Source organism: Cupriavidus sp. FW305-26, assembly GCF_058787975.1.
In genome coordinates, this window is the sequence record NZ_JBYTAH010000049.1 from 28,076 (window position 1) to 53,003 (window position 24,928).

Consider the following 24,928-nt stretch of genomic DNA (forward strand, 5'->3'; position numbering starts at 1 on the left):
TGTGCTTGCAGTAGCCAGACGCCGCCCGCTGGCGGTGCGTCAGGGAAGTGACAGGGAAAAGCTGTATGCCTGAAAGAAGGACCTGAACGCCGCGGCCAGCATGCTGATGACCGAGTTGTCGCCGCCGGCGACCAGCACGGCAACGACCAGCAGCGTGATGACGATGTATTCGAACGCGGCCTGCCCGCGCTGGCGCCTGCTACGGATTGCCATCGCGCTACTCCGGCCGCGCCACGGTGATCACCGCGTCGGTCTGGCCGGCGCGGTCGACAAAGGTGGCATCCATGCGTTCCTGCTGCCGCTGCATGGCCAGCGTGAGGCCCTCGATGCGGCCCGAACCGTCGGCCACGGGCGCGGGCATCTGCACCACCGAACTCCAGCCCTGCGCCGCCAGCCGCTCGGCGGCGCGCTGCCGCGCCGCCTGCGCGTTGCCGGGCAGCCGGACCACCAGGGTGCGCCCGCGCTGGCCGCGGTCCGTGCTCTGGACATCCGACAGGACCTTGGCGCCGGGCGGCAGGCCCAGGTCGCCCAGCCCGGTGCCGGACGCCACCGGCGCCAGCTTGCTGACCGAGAAGATGCCCGCCACATGCCCGCCCGGCGCGGGCCTGGGCTCCAGCGACAGCACATAGTGGCAAAGCCCGTCGATCGCGCTCAGCACGTACTGGCCGCCGGCCCGCTGCCCGCGCGCCGGCACGCCTTCGCGCGTCCAGTACTGGCGCCACGCGTCCGAGACCGCTTCGGCGGTGCCGGCGAACTCCATCGTCAGCACCCGCGTGGGCAGGCCGTTGACCACCATGTCGGTGCCGACCGCATGCGCCCTGGCAGGCGCAACCGGCTGCCGCGTGCAGTCCGTCGCGGTCGCTGCCGCCGCGGACCAGGCGAGCGCGGCCGGCAGCAGCGCGGCCAGGCAGCGCATCAGCACGCCATGCATGCAGGCTTTCATCTCAGCGGCTCCCCAGGCGGTCGGCGGGGACCACGTCGGGCTGGATGCGGCCCAGGTCCAGTTTCAGGATTTCCGGCCCGAAGGCGGCCAGCCCGACGGTCAGCGCGGTGTCGATCACGCCGCCCTTGCTGGTGGGCACCGCTTCCTTGATCACGGCGAGCGTGCCGTTGCGCCCCTCGGGCGTCCAGGCGTTGGTCAGCAGCACGGTGTGGTCCTGCATGCCGAAGCCGGTCCAGCCCGGCCACAGCGCGCGCAGGGCCGCGTTGTCGCCGGCGACGGACAACCCCACCTCGGCCCGGTAGAGGTTGCGCGTGGCCAGGTCGAAGCCGGCACTGACCGCGTTGGCCGCACCCATGGCAGCCGTGATCGGCTTGAGCGTGGCTGCCGGGGTTTCGTCGACGCCGCTGCCCAGGGTCACGTCGGCATAGTTGCGCAGCATGTCGACGCCGGCATGGTCCTTCCACATCGGCGCCATGCCGCCGGGCAGGCGGCGCGCGGTGCGGTCGCTCGACGCCAGCGCGGCCTGGTCGTGCCCCAGCACGCGCTGCACGAATTCGCTGCGGATCTCTTCGTCGCCCTTGCTGGCGAAGCTGCCGTGCGACGCGCGCCAGCCCGGGTCGACGGTCCAGACCGTGCGCTCCCAGCCGGCATAGCGCGAGGCCATCAGCGCCTTGTTGCGCACGTCGCTGAACTTGCCCAGCATCGCCATGCCGAGAAACAGCACGCCGAGCACCGTCATCGCGGCGATCACGAATTCGATCATTGCCTGTCCGGCTGCCCGGTTCGGCCTGGCTGGCCTGCGCATGCGCATGTCCGCTCCCTCAGTTGCCCTGTGCCGCGATCGCGGCAACGCGTTCGAGATCGCTGGTCTGCGTCAGCGATGCCTGCCAGTACGGATTGAAGAGGCTCGGGTATTCGATGCGCGAATCGGCGCGCCGCCACCCCGCCGCGCTGCGCAGCGCACCCGCCATGCCGCCGCTGTCGGTCGGGCGGATAAAGTACGCGCTGCCGCTGGCCAGCGCGCGCATCATGCCGCCGGCCATGCGCCCGTCCAGCGTCAGGCGATCTCCGCCCGGCAGCACGCGCGAACTGGTGACGACTGAAGTGTCCTGGCGCTGCGCCTCGATCGTGATCGAGGGCGCGCGGTTGAAATCGTCCACGGGCCCGGTGCCAGGCTTGGGCTGGTTGCTCAGGTCGGCGTACTCCTGCAGCCCCGCGGGCTTGTTGTGCAGGGTCTTGCCCGGGCCCGACGAGTACTGCATCTGCGCGGCGATCAGCGTCAGCGGGTTCAGCAGCGAACCGCCGAAGTTGCTGTAGCCGCCATAGCCGGAGCGGCCCGAATAGCGCCCGCCCGGGCCATTGGCCGCGCCGCCGCGCCCGACACTGGACACCGTGGGAATCGCAAACCCGACCGGGCCGGCCGGCGTGGCCCAGACACAGGCAAGCGTGCCGTTGGCCTGCGAGGCATCGAGTGCTTCCCAGCCCTTCTTGTCGCGGCGCAGATGCGTGCCGCCATCATGCGTGACGACGGTCACCATGATGGCCACCACCGCGCCCTTGCAGCCCTTGTAGGCAGTGGGGACCGCCGTCGGCGAGCGCGGCGAGCCGCGGTCCTTCAAAAAGCCGTCGAGCGTGGTGCCGTCGGTGGTGACGTCGGCAAAGCGGTCCTTGCCGGTGGCCGAACCCTGCTTGGGATTCTGCGGATCAGTCACGGTGGTGAACTTGGTCCAGCGGGCCAGCTGAACGCCATAGCGCGGGCCAAAGAAGTAGCCGGAACTGACCGTCGAATCCGGCTGGTTGCGCTTGGCGACTTCGTCGGTCACCAGCGGTACCGCGGCGATGGTGCCCGCGTGGTAGGCGCGCTGCGCCATGCTGAGCGCGGCGATGATGTCATCAAGCCCGGTCACCAGCGGCGGCAGCAGCGTGTTCAGGGCGGATCGCACCGGCGTGATCGCGGCCTTGCCCAGTTGCTTGGGCGTGGTCCACAGCAACTGCCCGTCGGAGAAGATCTTGACCAGCGTGTCGATCCAGGTGTTTTCCGTGTAGGTGCCCTTCAGCTCGTCGATCCACGACTTAAGGCTCACGGCCTGGGCCACGGCCACCTGGTTGGCCACCATCGCGCGGTTCGCGTAGGCGGCAAAGTTGTAGTCGCGCGCCTGCAGCACCGCGGCGCTATAGGCCGCTGCGTCCGCCGTGTTCTGCAGCTTGGTCTTGGCGCTGGTCAGCTGGCTCGCGTTGAAGGCGAGATACAGGGCCAGCCCGCCGATGGCGAGGAACACCAGCGCGAAGGCGAGTGCCTGACCGCGCTGGCCGGGACGGCTGCGTCGATGCGCAAGACCTGTTTTGCCCATGTTCCGGGATCGCGAGTGCTGGAGCGCAGCGAGCAACTGGCGGCGATGCCGCTTAGTTGTTCTTGCCCGTGTCGTTGCCGACGTTGTAGTTGTTCAGCCCCTTGCCCTGGTTGGCCTTGGAGCTGGCATCGTCCGCGGCGCTGCCGGCTTGCTTGATGGCCTGCTTGGATGCCGAGTTCTTGCCGGCCATTTCCTGGGCGAGGCCCGCGGTCTGGTTGCGGATGGTCTGGCCGAACATGGCATAGACGCCGATCGCGGACACGGCGATCAGTGCCACGATGATGATGTATTCGGTCATGCCCTGACCTTGCTGACGCGCCTTGCGGCGCAGATTTGCGAATGTCATAACGACTCCTTCCATCGGAATGCACAGAAACGGTTGCGCCATATGAAAGGCGCCTCATATGGAAGCCATATGTAAAGGAAAACACTGATGCGAACGGTTATCCGGCAGCAGCGGCGTGCATGCTATCAAAAGGTTCCTTAGGGCCGAAGAGGAATAATTTCAATATTTTTAATAGCGTTGAAATAACCCTACCAGGGACTCCCCCGAATGTAACAAAAAGTAATCCTTCACAATGGGCGGAGGTTATACGAACTATTCTCGGAACCGGCACATTGCCAGCAATGGGGTGCTGTTGAGCGTTGATTTACGGATGACAAGCCGCGCCACGGGCGGCAGGCCGCATGCGGCCTGCCTGCTGGACTTCAAGGCGAACCGGGGCAGTCATACCGCCCCTGCCAGCTGCCCGCGGCATAAAATAAAGAAGCAAAAAAATGGCAGAACTGGATATAAAGAATGCAGTGGAAATACTGGGGGCGTTAGCACAGGAAAATCGGCTCAGGATATTTTTACTGCTCGCCGATTCCGGACCGGAAGGAATACCGGCAGGTATTATCTCCGCATCTTCCGATTTAACTCCCTCTTCCGTAACATTCCATTTGAAGGAATTGGTCAGGACGGGGTTGGTTAAAAGCCGCCAGCAAGGGCGGTTCATGATTTACTCCGCCACCACCGACGGCATTTCCTCAGTCCTCGCATTTCTTGGCGGGAAATGCGCTTCCCTGCAGTAGAGGGCACTGTTCCGGCGGCGCGCCGCGCCGCCGGACGTCCCGCCGCGCGGGCCTGCGCCGCCAGCCCGGCACCTCATCCCGACAATCCCGTCTGCCAAATTTGCGTATTTCGAATTCATGACACAAATCGTGTCAATTATGTTGTTTCAGGATCATTGCCGATTTCGGAATTCAGCCTTGATCCAGATGCGACACGCCGCCGCTGGTGGCCAAGGCAGGCGGTTTCTGACCATTTGCCGCGCTTTCGCCGGAGCCGAGCGGCAGACGCCCGGAGAAACGCAGGCATCCCGTGACGGTAACAATGCAGCATTTTTAATACTTTTACCATTTATCCGACAGCAGCTCGCAAGCTCGATCGAGCCCGCCGAGAGTCCGTGCCGGCGATGCGAAAGCGCCAACCACACCGCGCCCCGCACCGGTGAGGCCAGCGTCACTCGGGGACCAAGCGGGACTTTTCGGTAAACTGTCGGCATTCCGGGACGCGCCGCGTCCCGCAGCCTGCGCAGTCCCCCTCATGTCAAATACCCACGAAATCCGCCCCGGCCAGTCCATCGAACTGCTCAAGGAACTCCATATCCTGACGCGCGACGGCAAGATGAATCAGGACAGCCGGCGCAAGCTCAAGCAGGTCTACCACCTGTTCCAGTTCATCGAACCGCTGCTGCAGGAGGTCAAGGCCGAGCGCGGCCGCGTCACGCTGGTGGACCACGGCGCCGGCAAGTCGTACCTGGGCTTTATCCTCTACGACCTGTTCTTCAAGGCGCTGCAGGACGACTCACACATCTTCGGCATCGAAACCCGTGAAGAACTGGTGAAGACCTCGCAGGCGCTGGCTGCGCGGCTGGGCTTTGCTGGGATGTCGTTCCTGAACCTGTCGGTGGCGGATTCGATCACCTCGCCGCAGCTGCCGCCCACCGTCGACGTCGTCACCGCGCTGCATGCGTGCAATACCGCGACCGACGACGCGATCCGCTTTGCGCTGGCCAAGCAGGCCCGCCATATCGTGCTGGTGCCGTGCTGCCAGGCCGAGGTGGCCAGCGTGCTGCGCAAGCACAAGGGCAAGCTGCTGGCGGGTAATCCGCTGACGGAAATCTGGCGCCACCCGCTGCACACGCGCGAGTTCGGCAGCCAGGTGACCAATGTGCTGCGCTGCCTGCAGCTGGAGGCGCATGGCTACCAGGTCAGCGTGACCGAGCTGGTGGGCTGGGAACACTCGATGAAGAACGAGCTGATCATCGCGCAGTACAAGGACCTGCCGCGCCGCCGCCCGGCCGAGCGGCTGGAAGAGGTGCTGGAAAGACTGGGGCTGGAAGAGATGCGCGAGCGCTTCTTCACCGCGCCGGTGTCGGCTGCGTAATCAGCCTTTGCCGGGCTCGTCCTCGCCCGCCATCCAGCGCTGCCAGCCCTCGTGGCCCAGGCGGCGCATGGTGGCCTGGTTGCGCTCGTAGATATCCGCCGCATCCGGGAACGCCGCCGCCGCGCGGGCGATGGAGTCCTCGCGCAGCAGGTGCAGGATCGGATACGGGGCGCGGTTGGTGTAGTTCTCGATATCGTCCGGCTCGGTCCCGGCAAACTGGTACTGCGGATGGAAGCTGGCGATCTGCAGCGTGCCTTCCAGCCCGAGGCTGCCGAGCAGGCGCTCGGCAAAATACAGCAGGTCGTTGAAGTCGAGAAAATCGGCCACGGCATCCGGCAGGATCAGCAGCGTGGTGTCGATCTGGTCGGGGTCGGCGTCTGCCAGCAGGCGCAGTTCGCGCTCCAGGTCGTCCATCACGTCCGGCGCTTCGGTGACGGTGCTGACCGCGTAGCGCACCTGCTCCTTCACATACACGCTCTTGGCGAACGGGCACAGGTTGAGCCCGATCACGGCGCGCTCCAGCCAGTGGCGGGTGGCGGCGATGACGGTGTCTGCGGAGTGAGTGGCGGAGGTCATGATGGCGATGCGCGGCAAAGCGTCATTCTAGCGCTGCCGCAGGCTCTATAATCCGCGGCGGAAACACCCCGCCCCCTGCCGAGCCTCCTGATGCCCTCTTCCGCCACTTCCTCCCCTTCCCAAGCCAGCGTCGACGTTGCCGTCATCGGCGGCGGTCCGGCCGGCCTGATGGCGGCCGAAGTGCTGGCGGCGCAAGGTGCCAGCGTGGCCGTCTACGACGCGATGCCGTCGGTCGGGCGCAAGTTTTTGATGGCCGGCAAGGGCGGCATGAACCTGACCCACGCGGAGCCGGAGCCGGCCTTCCTCGGCCGCTATGGCGCCCGCACCGCACAGATCGCGCCGATGCTGGCGGGCTTCGGCCCGCAGGCCCTGCGCGACTGGGTGCACGGGCTTGGCATCGAGACCTTCGTCGGCAGTTCCGGCCGCGTCTTTCCGACCGACATGAAGGCCGCGCCGATGCTGCGCGCGTGGCTGCACCGCCTGCGCGAGTCCGGCGTGCAGTTCCATATGCGTCACCGCTGGCTGGGCTGGGACGAGGGCGCGCAGCATGCGCTGCGCTTTGCCACGCCGCACGGTGAAACGGTCGTGCAGGCACGCGCGGTGGTGCTGGCGCTGGGCGGTGCCAGCTGGGCAAGGCTGGGATCGGATGGTGCGTGGGTGCCGCGGCTGGCCGAGCGCGGCGTCGGGATTGCGCCGCTGCGGCCTGCCAACTGCGGTTTCGATGTGGCGTGGAGCGAAGCGTTTGCGGCGCGCTTTGCCGGCGAGCCGGTCAAGCCAGTAGCCATCGCCCTGACCGACCGCGACGGGCAAGCGCACTACCGCCAGGGCGAGTTCGTCATCAGCGCGACCGGCATCGAAGGCAGCCTGGTCTACGCGCTGTCCGCGCCGATCCGCGACCGCATCGAGGCCGATGGCGGCGCCACCATCCACCTGGACCTGCTGCCGGCGCATAGCGCCGAACATGTCAGCGCGCAGGTAACGCATCCGCGCGGCGCGCGCTCGCTGTCGAGCCACCTGCAAAGCCGGCTCGGCCTCACCGGCGTCAAGGCCGGACTGCTGCGCGAATGCCTGTCGAAGGAAGCGATGCACGATGCCGGCACGCTGGCCGCATCGATCAAGGCGCTGCCGCTGCGGCTGCTGCGCCCGCGGCCCATCGACGAAGTGATCAGCAGCGCCGGTGGCGTGCGCTTCGAGGCGATGGATGAAGGGTTGATGCTGCGCGCGCTGCCGGGCGTGTTCTGCGCCGGCGAGATGCTGGACTGGGAGGCACCCACCGGCGGCTACCTGCTGACGGCGTGCTTTGCCAGCGGGCGCACCGCGGCGCTCGGCGCCGCGGCTTACCTGCAGCAGGCTTAGGCGGCCTTGCCGCCGACGATGCTGAGCGCCACCGCCTCGGCCACTTCGATGCCGTCGATCGCCGCGGAGTAGATGCCGCCGGCATAACCCGCGCCTTCGCCCGCCGGGTACAGGCCCTTCACATTGATGCTCTGGTAGTCATCGTTGTTGCGGCGGATGCGCAGCGGCGACGAGGTGCGCGTCTCCACCCCGGTCAGCACGGCATCATGCAGGGCAAAGCCAGGCAGCTTCTTGTCGATCTCGGGAATGCCCTCGCGGATCGCCGCGATCACGTAGTCAGGCAGCGACGTGCTCAGGTCGGTCGGCGTCACGCCGGGCTTGTACGAGGGCTCGACCGAACCCAGCGACGTCGACGGCCGTCCCGCGATGAAATCGCCCACCAGCTGGCCCGGCGCGCAGTAGTTGCTGCCGCCCAGCTCGAACGCGCGCTCTTCCCACTTGCGCTGGAATTCGATGCCGGCGAGCGGGCCGCCGGGATAGTCCTCGGGCGTGATGCCGACCACGATGCCGGCATTGGCGTTGCGCTCGGCGCGCTTGTACTGGCTCATGCCGTTGGTCACCACTCGGCCCGGCTCTGACGCAGCCGCCACCACCGTGCCGCCCGGGCACATGCAGAAGCTGTACACCGACCGCCCGTTGCTGCAGTGATGCACGACCTTGTAATCGGCCGCGCCCAGCAGCTTGTTGCCGGCGAACTTGCCGAAGCGGCTGCGGTTGATCAGCCCCTGCGGATGCTCGATGCGGAAACCCAGCGAGAACGGCTTGGCCTCCATGAACACGCCGCGCCTGTGCAGCATCTCGAAGGTGTCGCGCGCGCTGTGGCCGACCGCCATGATGACGTGGTCGGCTTCCAGGTATTCGCCGCTGGACAGCTTCAGGCCGCGCACCTGGCCGTTGTCGATGTCGATATCGTCGACGCGCGTCTCGAAGCGGATCTCGCCGCCCAGTTCGATGATCTCGGCGCGCATCTTCTCGACCATGCTGACCAGCCGGAAGGTACCGATGTGCGGGCGCGCCTTGTACAGGATGTCCTCCGGCGCGCCGGCGCGCACGAACTCGTTGAGCACCTTGCGGCCATAGTGCTTGGGGTCCTTGATCTGGCTGTACAGCTTGCCGTCCGAGAACGTGCCCGCGCCGCCTTCCCCGAACTGCACGTTCGATTCCGGATTGAGCACGCTTTTGCGCCACAGGCCGAAGGTGTCCCTGGTGCGCTCGCGCACTTCCTTGCCGCGCTCCAGGATGATCGGGCGGAAGCCCGACTGCGCCAGGATCAGGCCGGCCAGCAGGCCGCACGGGCCCATGCCGATCACCACCGGGCGCGGATGCGAGCTGCCCGCCTGCGCGCGCGCGACGAAGTGGTACGCCATGTCGGGCGTCACGCTCCAGTTCGGCTTGCCGGCCATGCGTTTGATTGCCGCGGCCTCGTCGCCGACCTCGATATCGATGATGTAGGTGAGCTTGATATCCGAGCGCTTGCGCGCATCGTGGGCACGGCGGAACACGGTATAGCCGATCAGGGCGTCTCCCTTGACGCCGATCTGCGCGGCGCTGGTGCGCACGGCGGCGTCCAGGTCGCTTTCGGTATGGTCGAGCGGGAGTTTGACTTCACTTAGACGTAGCATGGGGAACCCGAGAACTGCGGCCGGGGGGTTGGGCACACCAATGTGCCAGGCCGGCCGGAGCGCAATTTTATAGGCTTTCGGGCGCGGAGTCGGGAATCTGGCGGGATTCGGGCTGGCGGGCCGGGCCGGTGCGGCGCCAGGACAACGCCAGCCAGGCTTGCAGCCGGGGCAGCCAGCCCGGCGGGTCAGTGATCGACAATGCGCCGGCGCGGCTTGCCGACAGCGTCAGCCAGCCGCGCGCGGGCACGGTCCACGTATCGCCCGCGCGCAGGCGCCGCCGCGGTACGTAGCAGGTCTCGGCCAGCCATTGGGGCGGCCCGGCCAGCTCCAGTTCACCCGCGCCGGCATGCAGCACGGTGCCCGCCGCCACGCGCAGGCGCAGGCACTGGCCGGCCAGAAGCGGCACCACGGTTGATGTGTCGTTGAGATCGCTTTGCATGGCAGGACTCCGGTAACAGGCACAGGACTCCAGCCTATCGACCTGATCTCAGCCGCGGCAGGCACACCGCGGAACCGCCTGGACCGGAACAGCCATGCGAATCCAGCCCTGTTACGATACAGTCGCCCCGCTTCTGTATCTGTACTGATGCGGCCAACCGCGCCACGATGGCCCCAATGGAATCCGCCCCGCTCTACCGCCAGGTTGCCGGCCACTACCGCCGCGCCATCGAATCCGGAACGCTCGCCGCCGGTGACCGCATGCCGTCGGTGCGCGCGCTGATGGCGCTGCACAGTGTGAGCCTGTCCACCGCGCTGCAGGCATGCAGGCAGCTCGAGAGCGACGGCTTGCTGGAAGCGCGGCCGCGCTCGGGTTATTTCGTCGCGGCACCGCTGCGTTCGCCGCTGGCGGCGCTGGCCGAGCCGGCCGCGGCCTTGCCTGATCCGGCGCAGTATGTCGGCATCCACCAGCGCATTTCCGGCTTGCTGGCGCGTGGCCAGCACCAGCATGTGCATACCAACCTGGGCGGCGCCTATTGCGCGCCGTCACTGTATCCGACCGAGGCGCTGCGCAGCGCCGCGACCCGTGCGCTGCGCCGGCATCCGATGCTGTTCGGCGAAGCGGTCGAGCCCGAGGGCTACCAGCCGCTGCGCTCCGCGCTGGCGCGCCAGGCGTTGCGGGCGCGCGTGCAGCTCGCGCCGGAAGAAATCGTCATCACCAACGGCTGCACCGAGGCGCTCAACCTCGCGCTGCGCGCGGTGGCGGGGCCGGGCGACGTGATCGCGGTGGAATCGCCGACCTACTACGGCCTGCTGCAGATCCTGGAAAGCCTGGGCATGCGCGCGCTGGAGATCCCGTGCAGCCCCCAGACCGGCATCTCGCTGGAGGCGCTGGAGCTGGCCGCGCAGCACTACGACAACATCCGTGCGGTGGCGGTGGTGCCCAACCTGCAGAACCCGCTCGGCTGCATCATGCCGGACGCGCACAAGGCGCGGCTGGTGCAGTGGTGCGAAGCGCGCGGCATCGCGCTGATCGAGGACGACTGCTTCTCGGCCACCGCCGACAGCGATGCGCCGCCGGCCGCGGCCAAGGCCTGGGATGGCAGCGGCAACGTGATCCACTGCGCTTCGCTGCACAAGGTGCTGGCGCCCGGCATGCGCCTGGGCTGGATCGCCGCCGGCAAATGGCAGGCGCGCGTGGAAATGCTCAAGTTCGGCCTGTCGCGGCCCAACGAGATGCTGTCGCAGATGGCGGCCGCCGACTTCCTGGCTTCCGGCGCGCACGACCGCCACCTGCGCCGGCTGCGCACCCGGCTGTGCGCGCAGCGCGAATGGTTCGCGCAGGCCATCGCCGCAAGCTTTCCCGCCGGCACGCGGCTGGGGTCCCCGCGCGGCGGCATGCACCTGTGGGTGGAACTGCCCGCCCAGATATCGTCCGAGGCGGTGTTCGACCAGGCGCTGCAGGCCGGCATCCGCGTGATGCCGGGCGTGATGTTCTCCAACGCCGGCCGCTTCGACCACTGCCTGCGCGTCAACTGCGGCACGCCGCGCTCGGCGCAGATCGAGCGGGCGCTGGGCACGCTGGCCGCCATCGTGCAGCGGCTGGCGGGCTAGCCCTGGCGCCTGCCTGCAATATCCCTCCCCTTTTGCCTGCGCCTCGCCTATGCTAATGCGCTGGTGCGCAGGGGCGGCCCGGCTGGTCTCCGGGGGCGAAGACCGACCACGGGGCGCCGTGCACCACGGGAAAAAGAAAAAGGAGAAAAGCCTTGAGCAGTGCATCCGCGGCAACGTCCGTCGGCAAGAGTGCCGGCAACCCTGCCGGCAACAACCTGGACGACTATCAAACCCTGTTCCAACTGGCACCTGTCTCGCTGTGGCTGGAAGACTTCAGCGCCGTGCGCGAGTATTTTGCGCAACTGCGCAAGGAAGGTGTCACCGACCTGCGCGCCCACCTGCGCGCGGACCCGCGGCAAGCGGCGCAGTGCTCGGCGCTGATCCGCGTGATCGACGTGAACCGGCGCACGCTGGAGCTGTTCCGAGCAGCCGATCTCGACGACCTGGTGGCCAACCTCGACACAGTCTTCCGCGACGACATGCTCGACCAGCATGTCGAGGAGCTCGGCCAGTTGTGGGACGGCGGCAATCGCTTCGCCAGCCAGACCGTCAACTACGCGCTGGATGGCGAGCGGCTCGATATCCAGCTGGAGGCCACGGTGTTGCCGGGCCACGAAGATACCTGGGAGCGCGTGCTGTTGTCGATCAGGGACATCACCCCGCGCATGCGCACCGAGCGTGAACTGCGCCGCAGCGAGCAGTATGCGCTGGGACTGTTCGAGCATTCGCCGGTGTCGCTGTGGGTAGAGGACTTCAGCGCGGTCAAGGTGCTGCTCGATGAAGTGCGCGGCGCCGGCATCACCGACTTCCGCACCTTCCTCAACGTGCATCCGGACTTTGTCTCACGCTGCATGCAGGAGATCCGAGTGCTCGACGTCAACCAGCAGACGCTGCAGATGTTCGGCGCGGACAGCAAGCAGGCCCTGCTGTCGCGGCTGGGCGATGTGTTCCGCGACGACATGCGCATCCATTTTGCCGAGCAGCTGATCGACCTCTGGCACGAGAAGCTGTGGCAGCAGCGCGAAGTCATCAACTACGCGCTCGATGGCCGCGCCGTGGACGTCTTCATGCAGTGGTCGGTATTCCCCGGGCGGGAAGCGGACTGGGACCAGGTGCTGGTGTCGCTGACCGATATCACGGCGCGCAAGAAGGCAGAAGCCTATGTCGAGTTCCTGGGCAAGCACGACGTGCTGACCAAGCTCTACAACCGCGCCTACTATGAGGACGAGCTGGCGCGGCTGGGCCGCAAGGGCCCGTGGCCGGTCAGCGTGGTGGCGGTGGACCTGAACGGCCTCAAGGTGGTCAACGACCAGTTCGGCCATGCCGACGGTGACGGGCTGCTGCGCCGCACCGGCGAGGTGTTGAAGAAGGCGGTGGGCGAGCAGGCCTGCGTGGCGCGTATCGGCGGCGACGAGTTCATGATCCTGCTGCCCGGGCGCGACGAGCGCGGCGCCGCCACGGTGGTCGAGCAGATCGGCAAGGTGGTGGAGCTGAACAACCAGTTCTACCCGGGCACACGCCTGAGCCTTTCCATCGGCCACGCCACCTGTCTGCAGGGCGACCGGCTGAATGAGGTCGTCAAGCTGGCCGACAGCCGCATGTATCAAGCCAAGCGCGACTACTACACCACGCTGGCCAACGAACGCCGCCGCGATTGAAGCCTGGCGGCTCAGCCCGGCGTGCATTCGCCGCGCATCAGCGCCCACTCCTCGCATTGCTTGCCTGACGGGAAGATGCAGATGCCGGACTGGCCGGCCGGGGTCGACACGATCTGCAGCTTGCCGCCGCGCTGCGTGCAGTTGACGGAGGCGGGGTTGGGCTTGCCGATTGTCTGGGCGCTCCCCGGGCGCTCTGCCGGGGTGTTGCTGCAAGCGGCCGCGCCAACGACAGCGAAGGCCAGCAACACTGCAATACGGGTGCGCATCGGGATCTCCGCGAGCAAAAGAAACGGGCCCATTGTTTGCTCCCCTCTCCCGCCTGCGGGAGAGGGGAGCAAACCGCCGGATTTTGCTTCTTACAGGAAGACGATCAGCCCCACGCCCAGCACGATCAGGCCGAACTTGGTGACGTAGTAAAGCTGGCGGTTCCAGGCCTTGAAGCGGCGGCGATACTGGCCGCCCAGCCAGACAAAGCGGAACAGCCGGTTGATCATGCCGGTCTGGTCGTGCTCGTCATTGGGCGAGCTGGCCGCGGTCATGACCTTGCGGCCCATCCAGTGGTTGAACTTCGCAGCCCAGCCGTAGCGCATCGGGCGCTCGATATCGCAGAACAGGATCAGCCGGTTGGCATCGCTGCGGTTCTCGGCCCAGTGCAGGTAGGTTTCGTCGAAGACCACGCCCTCACCGTCGCGCCAGCTGTGGCGCTCGCCGTCGACCTCGATAAAGCAGCGGTCGTCGTTCGGCGTGGCCAGGCCCAGGTGGTAGCGCAGCGAGCCGGCGAACGGGTCGCGGTGCGGGTTGAGCTTGCCGCCCGGCGGCAGCTCGGCAAACATCGCCGCCTTCACCGTGGGCAGCTCGCGCAGCAGCGCCACGGTCTTGGGGCAGAGCTGCTCGGCCGACGGGTGCTGGGCCTCGTACCACTTCAGGTAGAAGCGCTTCCAGCCGTACTTGAAGAAGGAATTGAAGCCGGCGTCGTCGTTCTTGTCCGCTGCCTTGATCTTGCGCATCGCGGTCAGCGCCAGCCCTTCGTCGCGGATCTCGGGCCAGGCGGCGCGCAGCTTTTCCAGGTCGGGGAAATTGTCGACCGGGATGTACGGCGTGCGGGGCACGCCCGAGAACGCATACATGAAGCAGTTGATCGGGGCCACCAGGGCCGAATGGTCCAGCAGCTGGCGCCAGATGCGCAGGCGCACCTTGCCGCGGAAGTGCACATACAGCACGGCACCGAGGTAGCCCGCGACGATAATCCACTTGATCACCGAAATCCTCCTGGTCAGCCGCCTCCGCCGCGTGTCAGTCACAGCGCGGACCGGCTGGGTGAAAACGCGTATTTTAGCGAAACGGCAGAGCCGCCGCAGCTTGAGACGATTGCGGCACATGGCCCGCGGTGCGGGCCGGGAAGTCAGGCTGGCGCGTTCAGGCCCCGCCGCGCGACTGCCGCGCGATGCGCTCGATCAGCGCCTGGGCGTCGTCGGGCAGGCCCTGCAGCCTCAGCAAGCGCGCGTTCAGCACCAGGTTTTCCAGCACCAGCTTGGCTGTCGAGGCCCACATCGTGGCCAGCAGCGCTTCCACCGGCAGGCCGGACGCCTCCATCTCGCTGGAGCGCTCGGCGATCAGCCGGCACGCCAGCCGGCGCAGCGCGGCGTCGTCGAACGGCAGGTCGGCGTAGTCGATGGGGTCTTCCTTCTCGACTTCCGTCATCAGTTGCAGCAGGGTGTCTTCTGTCATGGGCAGACTCCTGGCCAGGCAAGGCGCGTGGGCTACACGCGGAAATCAGCAGCCATGTCGGCATCGGTGCGCGCCTCGAGGCGCCCCGAACGGCACGCGGCGACAAACTGATCGTAGTCGCGCTCGACCTGGTCAGCATAGCCATTGGCATAGCCTACCATCGCCTCGGCCATGCGGTCGCTGCGGCCCAGGTAGCCGCTGACCTCGGCGGCCAGTCCGCTGGCCTTGGCGTGCGCCCGCGCCAGCACCCAGCCACACAGCGAGGCATAGCGGCCGAGCAGCTCGCCGTCCATCAGCTCGATCTGTGCCGACAGCTTCATGTCGCGCAGCTGCCGCAGATAGAAGTGCCGCCCGAACGGCCCCTTGGTCCAGCCGAGGAACAGGTCGCTCGCGGCCTGCATCAGCCGCTGGCCCTCGACCACGCGGCGGCCCTCGTGCGCGGTCGGCGCGCTCTTGAAGTAACGCGCCACCACCGACCTGGTGGCCTCCTTGACCTGCAGGAACAGCGGCTTGTCATGCTGGTCCACCAGCAGCTGCACCAGGCAGCGCTTGCCCACGCTGCCCACCCCGACCACCTTGAAGGCCAGGTCATGGCGCGTGAAATGGCCGAGCAGCCGGCGCCGGTCGGCAGCCAGCGTGGACAGGTAGTCCTGGTAGGCCTGGTCCAGCGCCAGGTCCGCGTCGCTGGCGGCCAGCCAGTCGTCGCCCGGCCCGAACAGCGTCTGCTCGCCGCGCACGTGGAAGATCGCCGGCGGCGCATCGAGTATCGACCAGCGGTCGCCGATGCGCTCGGCCAGCTTGGGCAGCAGCGACTCGTGGGTGCGGTCGGCGGCGCGCTCCATGCCGCGCCGGATGCGCTTCTGGACTTCGGGCAAGGTGTCTTCTTCAAGCAGCCGCTCGAAGGTAATGCGGTCGTACCAGGTGTCGAGCATGCCCATTTCGCCATAGGCGAGCATGCGGCGCTGGTAGCTGCCCACCGCCTCGCGCACCATGTCTTCGGCCACAGCGGACTTGTGCCGCAGGTGGCGTGCCGCCACCACGAAGCTTGCGCACAGGCGCTTGAGGTCCCATTCCCACGGACCGGGACTGGTTTCGTCGAAATCGTTGAGGTCGAACAGCAGCGCGCGCTCGGGCGTGGCAAAGCCGCCGAAGTTGGCCAGGTGGCAGTCGCCGCAGATCTGCATATGCAGGCCGGAATCCGCGGTGCCGGCCAGGTCGTGGGCCTGGAGGATGGCGCTGCCGCGGTAGAACGCGAACGGCGACTGGATCATGCGGCCGTAGCGCAGCGGCACCAGCCGCTCAACCCGGCCCTGGCTGCTGATTTCCAGCAGTTCGACGGGGTCGCGGTCGACGTTGCCGATGGCCTCGTGCGCACCGCGCGGCACCTGCTGGCGGGCGGCCCTGCCGCGCTCGCGCCGGGCCTCGACAGTACCCTTGGCCACGGCTTGCCCGCCCTCCTGACGTGTCGCCACCATGCCCCCAATGCCGGCGCCGCCGGCGGTTGCCATTTGTGCAGCATCTGCAACAGAAACTAATGCACTGCGCCGCGGCTTGTCAATCGGCAGGCCACGGCGCGGGTCAGGCTGGGGTCGGGCGGATGTGCGCCGTGGCTCAGAGCGCAGGCGGCTGGCGACGGAAACCGACGCCGAAGCGGTTCCATGCATTGATGGCCGAGATCAGCAGCGTCAGGTCGGCCATTTCCTTTTCCGAGAATTGCTCTCGCAAGTCCTGGTAGTCCGCATCCGGCGCCTGGCTTTGCGGCAGCAGCGTCAGCGCCTCGGTCCACGCCAGCGCGGCGCGCTCGCGCGGGGTGAACCAGCTCACTTCACGCCAGGCCGGCAGCAGGTTCAGGCGGCGCTCGCTTTCGCCATGCTTGCGCGCATCGGTGATGTGCATGTCCAGGCAGAACGCGCAACCGTTGATCTGCGAGGCGCGGATCTTCACCAGTTCCTTGAGCGTGGTCTCCAGCGAGCAGCGTGCCAGATAGACCTCCAGGCCAATCATTGCCTTGTAGGCGTCAGGGGCCACGTCTTGCCAGTTCATCCGTTCTTCCATGATCGATCTCCGCTTTGACAGGTTGGATTCGGCGGGCACTGGTGTCGCGCCCGTTGGGATGAAAGATAGACCCATCGATTGGCCCCGCACACTGCCAATTTCCGGCAGAATCAGTAGACCAATCCTGACCGACGCGTACCTTATGGAACTGCATCTCGCCCTGGACCAAGCCAGCGACCTGACCGCGCAGATCGTCCACCAGATCCGCGACGCGATCCAGGGCGGCCGGCTCGAGGCCGGCGCACGCATGCCGCCTACGCGCCTGCTTGGCACCCAGCTGGGCGTGGCGCGCAAGACGGTGACCACGGCGTATGAACGGCTGGTGGCCGAAGGCTGGCTGCACGCGCGCGTCGGCGACGGCACCTATGTGGCCGAGGGGCTGGCCCGCCCGGCCATGCGCATGGCGGCGGCGCCGGTGCTGCCGCCTGCCGTGCAGCGCTGGATGGCGGTGCCGACGCCGTTCCTGGACTCAGGCGGCGGCGCGCGCTATGGGTTCCAGCCGGGGCAGGCCGATACCACGCGCTTTCCGCATGAAGCCTGGTCGCGCTGCGTGCGCGCGGCGCTGGCCGCCGAGCGCCAGCGCCCGCCCGGCGTCGCCGATCCGGCCGGTGAGATGGTGCTGCGCCAGGCCATTGCCCGCCATATCGCCTTCACGCGTGGCGTGCAGAGCATGCCGACCGACATCCTGGTCACGGGCGGCGCGCAACAGGGCATCGACCTGCTGGCCCGGCTGCTGCTCGGGCCCGGCGCCGTGGTGGCGATGGAGGATCCCGGCTATCCGATGGCGCGTTCGTTGTTCCAGGGGCTGGGCGCACGGGTGGTGCCAGTGCCGGTCGATGGTGAAGGGCTGGTGGTGGAGGCGCTGCCGAACGATGCCACGCTGGTCTATGTCACGCCATCGCACCAGTCGCCGCTGGGCGTGCCGATGAGCCTGGCGCGGCGCCAGGCGCTGCTGGACTGGGCGGCACTCCGCCACGCGGTGATCCTGGAAGACGACTACGACAGCGAATTCCGCTACGGCGGCCAGGCGCTGGACGCACTGCAGACGCTGGACCGGCATGGCCGCGTGGTCTACCTCGGCACGTTCTCGAAGACGCTGGTGGCCAACCTGCGCTGCGGCTACCTGGTGGTGCCGCCCTGGTTGATGCCGGCCGCGCGCAAGGTCAAGCACCTGATGGACTGGTACACGCCGACGCTGATCCAGCAGGCGCTGGCGCGCTTCCTGTCCGAGGGTCACCTGCTGCGCCATATCCGGCGTTCGCACGCGCGCCACGCCCAGCGCCGCGCCCGCCTGCTGGCGCGGCTGCACGGCGACCTGTCGCCGTGGCTGGAGCCGCTGCCGGCAATGGCGGGCTTCCACCTGGCGGCGCGGCTGCGCGTGCCGGTGGCGTCCGAGGCACTGGTCTCGACTGCGCGCCTGGCCGGCCTGGCACTTGCCACGCTCGATCCCTGCTATGCCACGCCCCCTGCTACCTGCGCGGGGCTGCTGCTGGGCTTCGGCGCCATCGACCTGCTGGATATCGATCCTGCCCTGGACCGGCTGGCAATGGTACTCTCTGCACTGGTACCTGAGCCGGCGCACGCCACGTGATGCGGGCCGCACAGGAGCGATACCAGGTGACGCATGCCACGCGCATGCCATCACAGCGACATGGCGCCGCTGTCATGCTGGTATTTCGCAAACCGACGTGAACAAACCGGAAGCGTGCGGGTCTCATTCGCACTTTCCACACAACCAGAGTCGCGTTCATGACCAAGCGTTTGTTGTCCGCCATGCGTCAGTACGCATGGTTTGCCGGGGTGAAGCACCATGTCGTGCAGGGCGTCGAAGCCCTGGCGGAACTGCTCAAGTCCCCTTCCGCCGCGGCGCGCGCCGTCGCGGCCATCGTTGCCGAAACCGAGCACGGCGTACAGGTCTGGGTCTCGTACTTCGGCAAGCCGCTGGATCCGCACACCAACTACGTGCTGTGGCCCAACCGCGCGCTGCGCCCGGCGCGGCGGCGCATCCAGCCCTCTCCGATCGAACTGTTGCAGATGCAGCGACGGCGCGACGGATAGCCGCGCCTGCCTGCTGGCTGACGGGATGCAGCGCTCTTGCGAGGGCGCCGCCGGAGTTCAGGAGTCCGCCCAGCGGCGCAGCAGGTTGTGATAGACCCCGGTCAGGCCGATCACCGATTCATGCGCCTGGCCGAGTTCCTGCGCCACCTGGCGGATACGCGCGTCCAGCTCGAACAGCAGCGCGCGCTGGCCATCGTCGCGCACCATGCTCTGGATCCAGAAGAACGATGACACCCGCGCCCCGCGCGTGACCGGCGTCACGTGGTGGATGCTGGTGGCCGGGTACAGCACCATATGCCCGGCCGGCAGCTTCACGCGCTGCTGGCCGTAGGTGTCCTCGATCACCAGTTCGCCGCCGTCGTATTCGTCTGGCTCGGTCAGGAACAGCGTCGCCGACAGGTCGCAGCGGATACGGAAGCTGGTGCCGCGCAGGTAGCGGATCGCGTTGTCGACATGGTTGGCAAAGGTATGCCCGCCCTCATAGCGGTTGAACAGCGGCGGATAGACCTTCAGCGGCAGCGCCGCCGAGAAGAACAGCGCGTTGTTGCCGAGCGCGTCCTGGATCAGGTCGCCCACCTGGCGCGCCGCCGGCGAGCCCTCCGGCAACTGCAGGTTGCGCTTGGCCAGCGCCGACTGGTAGCCCGAGGTCTCATTGCCGTCGGCCCACGCCGCCGCGTCGATGACCTGCCGGACTTGCGCCACCTGGGCCTTGGACAGTACGTCGGGAATCTGCAGCATCATGATGGCAAATGTCGGAATGAATCGGGCAAGTGCACTTTGTATGGGAAGCGCGGCAGGGACCCGAACAAGAATCATTATCGTTTGATCCTGTGCAGGCGGCGGCTTCACTACAATGGGTTCTGTATCCCCGTCACCGACAAGGAGCCGACATGTCCGAACCGCTACACGATGAAGCGCTGGTCAATCTCTATCTGGAACGCATCTCGGCTCTCTCGGTGAGCGCCTTCGATGGTGCCGATGTCAGCGGCGAACTCGATGCGGTGATGCGCGAAGCGGTAACCAAGTGCCAGGCCGCGGGCGGGCCGCAGGCGCAAGGAACACTGACGGTGCTGGCCACGCGGCTGCGTGAGCATGCCGACGCCGCGGAGCGTGAAGACCAGCCGCTGGTGCGCGATACCTTCAGGCGTGCGGCGGAACTGGTGCGCACCTAGTGGTGCCAGCGCACGAACGCTGCAAGGCATGCCTTTGGGTTGCGCGGAATGACATCGGAGCAGTGAGTGAGTCAGGCCGGACGGCCTTGAGAACAACGCCTTGAAGGACTGCGGCGAATGCCGCTGGATACTGATATAAGGCGTTGGTTGCGGGGGCAGGACTTGAACCTGCGACCTTCGGGTTATGAGCCCGACGAGCTGCCAACTGCTCCACCCCGCGTCTGAAGGAGACGGATTATGGGCGATTCATCCGCGCATGGCAAGCGCTATTTTGCCGTGCGCATGAAATCGTTCGCTCGTGCCTCGCGCCATCATGCAATGCGCCTGACTTTGCCGTCCGGTTCGTGCGTTGCAAGCAAGGCTTCGACATAGCGATTGACGTGTTCGAGCGCCTCGAGCTTGGTGTCGAACTGCTGGTTGGGAAACGGGTTGTGCCGCCTCGCGAGAATCTGACCGTCGGTGCGGCGCATGATCTCGATCAGGATGGCCCACTTGGACCTGGGCAGCGCAATCACTTCATAGACGATCTTGTAGCCTGCATATTCCGGCATGGCGGGGGGCACTCCGTTCTGCTGCAATGGCGAGCGAGACTTCGCTCGCTTCATTTCCAGCGTAGGAGTGCCGCGCAGGATCAAGAATGATCCGCGTCAATAGCAATAGATCACGGCATGATATAAGCCGTTGCGCCAACCACAATGACGCGCAACCCTTATTCGGCGGGCCCGAGCAGTCGGTCCACCAGGGCATAGCCCGCGCCGAAGGCAGCCACCTCCGCCGCATGGCGCGTGGCGAACTGCTGCGGGCCGCTGGCAAGCAACTCGGTATCGCCCGCGTCGGCCGGGTCGGCGCCTTCCTGCGACACGCGGACTTCATAGCCCCAACGGCCGATGCTGTCCTGCCCGTGCGGCGATACCAGGACATAGACATCCATGCCGCGGTACTCTTCAACGCGCCACTCTGCGTTTTCCATGCGCTCAGCTCCCAGGGTCGAGGTTGTGCCTGATTCGAGCCTAGGAGGCCGCACGCGCGACCGCAAGGCGTGACGCAGCAATCGCAGGTTTGCGTGGGTGCAGACGGAAAGCGGGAACGGTAGCCGCGGCGCGCAAGTCGAACGGCACGACGGCGAAAGGACGGAAACGAAAAAGGGCTTCCGTTTCCGGAAGCCCTCTTCTTTCTGCATAGGTGGCGCGGCTGGCAGGATTCGAACCCACGACCCCTTGGTTCGTAGCCAAGTACTCTATCCAACTGAGCTACAGCCGCACGCGAGAAAAAGATTATAACCCAGTTTTTATTTTTGGGAAGCCCCTTCGCAACTTTTTTGTGATCTTTCTTTGGAAGGGGTGCAGCAGATGCCCGCCGGCGAGGTTCGCCTGTGGCGTTTTCCTATAATGACAGACCCAAGAAGTGATCCGGAACATGAACAAGGCATTTGTCAAAGAGTCGTCCGGCGACGAGGACGACGACCTCCCCGAAGGCGCAACGCCGCTACCTCCCGGCACCAAGAACTACATCACCGCCGAAGGCTACAACCGCCTGCGCAATGAGCTGATGCAGCTGATCGACGTCGACCGGCCCGATGTAGTGCAGATCGTGTCGTGGGCGGCCTCCAATGGCGACCGCTCGGAGAATGGCGACTATCTCTACGGCAAGAAGCGCCTGCGCGAGATCGACCGCCGCATCCGCTTCCTGACGCGCCGCCTCGACAAGGCGGAAGTGGTCGACCCGTCGCTGCAGGGCGACAACGACCAGATCTTCTTCGGCGCCACCGTCACCTACGCCAATCGTGCCGGCGAAGAAACCACCATCACCATCGTCGGCATGGATGAAGTCGACCTGGACAGCAACCACGTGAGCTGGATCTCGCCGATCGCCAAGGCGCTGATCAAGGCGCGCGAGGGCGACACCGTGGCGCTGCGCACGCCGGCCGGGGTCGAGCAGATCGATATTCTGGAAGTCCGCTACCCGTCGCGGAAACAATAGCCTGGAGTGGAGGCCGTTTTAGGACGGCCCTGGCTAGGCGTGCGGCCGCAGCCAGTACAAGTAGCACGGCAAGGCCGCACAACGACGCCAGGGCCGTCCTAGAACGGCCTCCTAGCCGTCGTTGCGGTCGCGGAATATCCGGATGACGTCCGGGTTGCGGCGCAGCCCGCGCATCACGTTGGCCAGGTGCAGGCGGTTCTGCACCTGGATGATGAACTGCATATAGGTGGCTTCCTGGTGGCCGGCGTCCTGCTGCTCCATGGCCACGTGCGCGACGTTGGCGTCGGCGGCGGTCAGGTCGGCAGCCACGCGCGCAACGATGCCCTTGACGTTGCGCACCATCACCTTGATCGACACGTCGAAGGCGCGCGTGGTCTTCTTGGCCCACATCACGTCGATCCAGTGCTCCGGATCCTTGCTGTGCAGGCGCTTGGCGATCTTGCAGTCCTGCACGTGGATCTGCAGCCCTTCGCCCTTGCCCAGGTAGCCAACGATGGAGTCGCCCGGGATCGGGCGGCAGCACGCCGAGAAGATCATCGACATGCCTTCGTCGCCGGTGATCGGCACCGCGGGCGCTTCTTCGCCGGCGAAGGTCTGCACCGCCGCCAGCAGCGCGCTGTCGACATCGCCGGACAGCTCCTGGAGCAGGATCTCCATGCGCTTGGCCACCACCGCCGGCACGCGCCGGCCCAGTGCCAGGTCGGCAAAGATGTCATCGCGCTGCTTGTTGCCGGTCCACTGCACCATGCGGTCCCACACCGACTGCGGCACCGCCTTGAGCTCGAAGCCGAGCTGGCGCGCCGACTGTTCCAGCAGGCGCTCGCCGAGCTGGATGGCTTCGTCGAGCTTGGTGGTCTTCAGGTAGTGGCGGATCGCCGCGCGCGCCTTGCCGGTGCGCACGAACGACAGCCACGCCGGATTGGGCTTGGAGTACGGCGCCGTCACCACCTCGACGATATCGCCGCTCTTGAGCTCGGTGCGCAGCGGCAACATCTCGTTGTTGATCTTGACCGCGACGCACTGGTTGCCCAGGTCGCTGTGCACCGCGTAGGCAAAGTCCAGCGCGGTGGCGCCGCGCGGCAGCGCGCGGATATGGCCCTTGGGCGTGAACACGTAGACCGCATCCGGGAACAGGTCGATCTTGACGTGCTCGAGGAATTCCTGCGAATCGCCGGTCTGGCTCTGGATATCGAGCAGCGACTGCAGCCACTGGTGCGCCTGCTGCTGGATATCGTTGGCGTGATCGGCCTGGTGCTTGTACATCCAGTGCGCGGCCACGCCGGCCTCGGCGATCTGGTGCATGTCGCGCGTGCGGATCTGGAACTCCACCGGCGTGCCGAACGGACCCACCAGCGTGGTGTGCAGCGACTGGTAGCCGTTGATCTTGGGGATGGCGATGTAGTCCTTGAACTTGCCGGGCATGGGCTTGTACAGCCCATGCAGCGCGCCCATCGCCATGTAGCAGTGCATCTGCGTTTCCACCACCACGCGGAAACCATATACGTCCAGCACCTGCGAGAACGACAGCTGCTTGTCGTGCATCTTGCGGTAGATGCTGTAGAGCGTTTTCTCGCGCCCGGACAGTTCGGCCACGATGCCGGCGTCGGCCAGCCCCTTCTGCGCGGCTTCCAGGATACGCTTGACCACCTCGCGGCGGTTGCCGCGCGCGGCCTTGACGGCTTTTTCCAGCGTGGCGTAGCGGAACGGCGAGCCGACCTTGAAGGACAGCTCCTGCAGCTCGCGGTAGATCGTGTTGAGACCGAGACGGTGCGCGATCGGCGCATAGATCTCCATGGTCTCCAGCGCGATGCGGCGGCGCTTCTCCGGCGGGACGAAGTCGAGCGTGCGCATGTTGTGCGTACGGTCGGCCAGCTTCACCAGGATCACGCGCACGTCGCGCGCCATCGCCAGCAGCATCTTGCGGAAGCTCTCCGCCTGCGCCTGCTCGCGGCTCTGGAATTCGAGCTTGTCCAATTTGGTCAGGCCATCGACCAGTTCGGCGACCTTGGGGCCGAATTTCTCGACCAGCTCGCTCTTGGTGATGCCCTGGTCTTCCATCACGTCGTGCAGCAGCGCCGCCATGATGGACTGCACATCCAGCTTCCAGTCCGCGCACAGCTCGGCCACCGCCACCGGATGGGTGATGTAGGGCTCACCGCTCTGGCGGTACTGGCCCAGGTGGGCTTCGTCGGAAAACTGGAAGGCCTCGCGCACGCGCGCCAGGTCGGGCGCCTTCAGGTACGCGAGTTTCTCCATCAGCCGGGTGATGGAGATGACCTGCTGGCGCGGCGGCACCGCCGGCTGCGAGGTCGGGCCGAAGAAGTGCCGGTATGACTGCGCCAGCACTGCGTCGATAAACAGGCTGTCAGCCGCCGGCGCCACATCCTGCATCGCGGCCAGCTCGTCCTGCAGCGCCGCGCCCCTGGACTTGCCCGGCGCCAGCGCGGGCGCGACGGCACGCTCGCCGACGACATCGTCGCCGAGCGGATCGGGAAGATTGGGAGCGCCGGTGCGCGCGTTCACGGAGGGCTGGCCCGGAATGGTGCGCTTAGGCGCCGTAGGCGGGGCCGCATCGCCAAGCGCCGGCGCCACGGCAGTCGGCGACGGCTGGGAGGGAGGCTTGGAGGGCGAATGCGGCGAAGGCATGGCGGCGGCCCCTGGAATCCGGCTGGATACGTGCTGGCACGATGCGAGGATAAGCCATGGGCCGCCTGACCAATCAGGTCGGGACCTTCTTCAGCATCTCGATGCCGACCTGGCCCGACGCGATCTCGCGCAGTGCCACCACGGTCGGCTTGTCCTTTGCTTCGACTTTGGGCGTGTGGCCCTGCACCAGCTGACGGGCACGATACGTGGCCGCCAGCGCGAGCTCGAAGCGATTCGGAATGTGTTTCAGACAATCTTCGACGGTAATACGCGCCATATCAAATCCACCTTGGGACAAAA

At 66.7% G+C, this 24,928-nt stretch carries 27 protein-coding genes and 2 tRNA genes; 9 read left to right on the forward strand and 20 right to left on the reverse strand.

Translation table 11 applies throughout. The annotated features are described in order from the left end of the window. Positions 1-39 precede the first annotated feature (39 nt). Genes AC3WQZ_RS23855 through AC3WQZ_RS23875 form a run of 5 tightly spaced genes read right to left on the reverse strand, consistent with a single transcriptional unit; the run spans position 40 to position 3,640 of the window. Positions 40-213, reverse strand: a complete 174-nt coding sequence (locus tag AC3WQZ_RS23855) for a hypothetical protein (RefSeq protein ID WP_010809200.1) — start codon at positions 211-213, stop codon at positions 40-42. A 4-nt stretch (positions 214-217) separates the two neighbouring features. Further along, complete coding sequence (locus AC3WQZ_RS23860) at positions 218-943, reverse strand: hypothetical protein (protein ID WP_011614822.1); 726 nt, start codon at positions 941-943, stop codon at positions 218-220. Position 944: 1 nt separating this feature from the next. Next, positions 945-1,706, reverse strand: a complete 762-nt coding sequence (locus AC3WQZ_RS23865; protein WP_010809202.1) for a hypothetical protein — start codon at positions 1,704-1,706, stop codon at positions 945-947. A 58-nt stretch (positions 1,707-1,764) separates the two neighbouring features. Continuing rightward, a complete protein-coding gene (locus tag AC3WQZ_RS23870; RefSeq protein WP_011614820.1) occupies positions 1,765-3,294 on the reverse strand; it encodes a pilus assembly protein TadG-related protein in 1,530 nt (509 codons plus the stop codon). A 52-nt stretch (positions 3,295-3,346) separates the two neighbouring features. After that, on the reverse strand, positions 3,347-3,640 hold the full coding sequence (locus tag AC3WQZ_RS23875; protein WP_010809204.1) for a Flp family type IVb pilin: 294 nt from the start codon (positions 3,638-3,640) through the stop codon (positions 3,347-3,349). Positions 3,641-4,071: 431 nt separating this feature from the next. On the opposite strand from AC3WQZ_RS23875, the gene AC3WQZ_RS23880 reads away from it, so the two are divergent. Both AC3WQZ_RS23880 and AC3WQZ_RS23885 read left to right on the forward strand, forming a co-directional pair. Beyond that, positions 4,072-4,368 (forward strand): ArsR/SmtB family transcription factor, encoded by a 297-nt coding sequence (locus AC3WQZ_RS23880; RefSeq protein ID WP_010809205.1) that lies wholly within the window; start codon positions 4,072-4,074, stop codon positions 4,366-4,368. A 514-nt stretch (positions 4,369-4,882) separates the two neighbouring features. After that, positions 4,883-5,725, forward strand: coding sequence for a class I SAM-dependent methyltransferase (locus AC3WQZ_RS23885; RefSeq protein ID WP_011614818.1), 843 nt, complete (start codon positions 4,883-4,885; stop codon positions 5,723-5,725). Here the strand turns inward: AC3WQZ_RS23885 and AC3WQZ_RS23890 are convergent, their stop codons facing one another. Next, on the reverse strand, positions 5,726-6,301 hold the full coding sequence (locus AC3WQZ_RS23890; protein WP_011614817.1) for a DUF1415 domain-containing protein: 576 nt from the start codon (positions 6,299-6,301) through the stop codon (positions 5,726-5,728). A 90-nt stretch (positions 6,302-6,391) separates the two neighbouring features. On the opposite strand from AC3WQZ_RS23890, the gene AC3WQZ_RS23895 reads away from it, so the two are divergent. After that, positions 6,392-7,657, forward strand: coding sequence for a TIGR03862 family flavoprotein (locus AC3WQZ_RS23895; RefSeq protein WP_439668647.1), 1,266 nt, complete (start codon positions 6,392-6,394; stop codon positions 7,655-7,657). Here AC3WQZ_RS23895 and AC3WQZ_RS23900 read toward each other — a convergent pair. Together AC3WQZ_RS23900 and AC3WQZ_RS23905 are read right to left on the reverse strand one after the other, a co-directional pair. After that, positions 7,654-9,279: an NAD(P)/FAD-dependent oxidoreductase gene (locus AC3WQZ_RS23900; RefSeq protein ID WP_010809209.1), complete on the reverse strand. Its 1,626-nt coding sequence runs from the start codon at positions 9,277-9,279 to the stop codon at positions 7,654-7,656. The two genes, AC3WQZ_RS23895 and AC3WQZ_RS23900, sit on opposite strands and share 4 nt — an antisense overlap. A 67-nt stretch (positions 9,280-9,346) precedes the next feature. Next, positions 9,347-9,718 carry a hypothetical protein gene (locus AC3WQZ_RS23905; protein ID WP_010809210.1) on the reverse strand — a complete coding sequence of 124 codons (372 nt, stop codon included), beginning with the start codon at positions 9,716-9,718 and terminating at the stop codon, positions 9,347-9,349. 176 nt (positions 9,719-9,894) lie between these two features. Here AC3WQZ_RS23905 and AC3WQZ_RS23910 point away from each other — a divergent pair, with 176 nt between their 5' ends. Both AC3WQZ_RS23910 and AC3WQZ_RS23915 read left to right on the forward strand, forming a co-directional pair. After that, on the forward strand, positions 9,895-11,331 hold the full coding sequence (locus AC3WQZ_RS23910) for an aminotransferase-like domain-containing protein (protein ID WP_010809211.1): 1,437 nt from the start codon (positions 9,895-9,897) through the stop codon (positions 11,329-11,331). A 152-nt stretch (positions 11,332-11,483) separates the two neighbouring features. Continuing rightward, positions 11,484-12,989: a sensor domain-containing diguanylate cyclase gene (locus AC3WQZ_RS23915; protein WP_439668646.1), complete on the forward strand. Its 1,506-nt coding sequence runs from the start codon at positions 11,484-11,486 to the stop codon at positions 12,987-12,989. A gap of 11 nt (positions 12,990-13,000) precedes the next feature. Here the strand turns inward: AC3WQZ_RS23915 and AC3WQZ_RS23920 are convergent, their stop codons facing one another. The 5 genes from AC3WQZ_RS23920 to AC3WQZ_RS23940 form a co-directional block, all read right to left on the reverse strand. After that, a complete protein-coding gene (locus AC3WQZ_RS23920) occupies positions 13,001-13,255 on the reverse strand; it encodes a putative hemolysin (RefSeq protein ID WP_041687227.1) in 255 nt (84 codons plus the stop codon). Positions 13,256-13,345: 90 nt separating this feature from the next. After that, positions 13,346-14,248, reverse strand: coding sequence for a lipid A hydroxylase LpxO (lpxO, locus tag AC3WQZ_RS23925; protein WP_010809214.1), 903 nt, complete (start codon positions 14,246-14,248; stop codon positions 13,346-13,348). 157 nt (positions 14,249-14,405) lie between these two features. Continuing rightward, positions 14,406-14,717 (reverse strand): hypothetical protein, encoded by a 312-nt coding sequence (locus AC3WQZ_RS23930; protein ID WP_010809215.1) that lies wholly within the window; start codon positions 14,715-14,717, stop codon positions 14,406-14,408. Positions 14,718-14,749: 32 nt separating this feature from the next. Further along, positions 14,750-16,192 carry a DUF2252 domain-containing protein gene (locus AC3WQZ_RS23935; RefSeq protein WP_052181627.1) on the reverse strand — a complete coding sequence of 481 codons (1,443 nt, stop codon included), beginning with the start codon at positions 16,190-16,192 and terminating at the stop codon, positions 14,750-14,752. 136 nt (positions 16,193-16,328) lie between these two features. After that, a complete protein-coding gene (locus tag AC3WQZ_RS23940) occupies positions 16,329-16,772 on the reverse strand; it encodes a carboxymuconolactone decarboxylase family protein (protein WP_010809217.1) in 444 nt (147 codons plus the stop codon). A 142-nt stretch (positions 16,773-16,914) separates the two neighbouring features. On the opposite strand from AC3WQZ_RS23940, the gene pdxR reads away from it, so the two are divergent. Together pdxR and AC3WQZ_RS23950 are read left to right on the forward strand one after the other, a co-directional pair. Then, positions 16,915-18,363 (forward strand): MocR-like pyridoxine biosynthesis transcription factor PdxR, encoded by a 1,449-nt coding sequence (gene pdxR, locus AC3WQZ_RS23945; protein ID WP_058696954.1) that lies wholly within the window; start codon positions 16,915-16,917, stop codon positions 18,361-18,363. A gap of 158 nt (positions 18,364-18,521) precedes the next feature. Next, a complete protein-coding gene (locus tag AC3WQZ_RS23950) occupies positions 18,522-18,830 on the forward strand; it encodes a hypothetical protein (protein ID WP_010809219.1) in 309 nt (102 codons plus the stop codon). A 57-nt stretch (positions 18,831-18,887) separates the two neighbouring features. On the opposite strand, the gene AC3WQZ_RS23955 is transcribed toward AC3WQZ_RS23950, so the two are convergent. Beyond that, positions 18,888-19,571, reverse strand: a complete 684-nt coding sequence (locus tag AC3WQZ_RS23955) for a Fe2+-dependent dioxygenase (protein WP_058696955.1) — start codon at positions 19,569-19,571, stop codon at positions 18,888-18,890. Positions 19,572-19,720: 149 nt separating this feature from the next. Here AC3WQZ_RS23955 and AC3WQZ_RS23960 point away from each other — a divergent pair, with 149 nt between their 5' ends. Next, entirely contained in the window at positions 19,721-20,002 is a 282-nt protein-coding gene (locus AC3WQZ_RS23960; RefSeq protein ID WP_035819589.1) for a hypothetical protein, read from the forward strand. A 144-nt stretch (positions 20,003-20,146) separates the two neighbouring features. On the opposite strand, the gene AC3WQZ_RS23965 is transcribed toward AC3WQZ_RS23960, so the two are convergent. From AC3WQZ_RS23965 to AC3WQZ_RS23980, 4 genes are all read right to left on the reverse strand, one after another. Continuing rightward, positions 20,147-20,222, reverse strand: a tRNA-Met gene (locus AC3WQZ_RS23965). Between the two features lie 91 nt (positions 20,223-20,313). Further along, positions 20,314-20,637, reverse strand: a complete 324-nt coding sequence (locus AC3WQZ_RS23970) for a hypothetical protein (RefSeq protein WP_492301381.1) — start codon at positions 20,635-20,637, stop codon at positions 20,314-20,316. 74 nt (positions 20,638-20,711) lie between these two features. Continuing rightward, positions 20,712-20,972: a hypothetical protein gene (locus tag AC3WQZ_RS23975; protein WP_010809222.1), complete on the reverse strand. Its 261-nt coding sequence runs from the start codon at positions 20,970-20,972 to the stop codon at positions 20,712-20,714. Between the two features lie 213 nt (positions 20,973-21,185). Then, positions 21,186-21,262, reverse strand: a tRNA-Arg gene (locus tag AC3WQZ_RS23980). Between the two features lie 156 nt (positions 21,263-21,418). Between AC3WQZ_RS23980 and greB the strand changes: the two genes are divergently transcribed. Then, complete coding sequence (gene greB, locus AC3WQZ_RS23985) at positions 21,419-21,982, forward strand: transcription elongation factor GreB (RefSeq protein WP_010809223.1); 564 nt, start codon at positions 21,419-21,421, stop codon at positions 21,980-21,982. A gap of 111 nt (positions 21,983-22,093) precedes the next feature. Here greB and AC3WQZ_RS23990 read toward each other — a convergent pair whose 3' ends face one another. Further along, entirely contained in the window at positions 22,094-24,505 is a 2,412-nt protein-coding gene (locus AC3WQZ_RS23990; protein ID WP_492301383.1) for a RelA/SpoT family protein, read from the reverse strand. Between the two features lie 196 nt (positions 24,506-24,701). After that, the gene (gene rpoZ / locus AC3WQZ_RS23995) at positions 24,702-24,905 is read right to left on the reverse strand and encodes a DNA-directed RNA polymerase subunit omega (RefSeq protein WP_006578656.1); all 204 of its coding nucleotides are present in this window, start codon (positions 24,903-24,905) and stop codon (positions 24,702-24,704) included. Positions 24,906-24,928 lie beyond the last annotated feature (23 nt).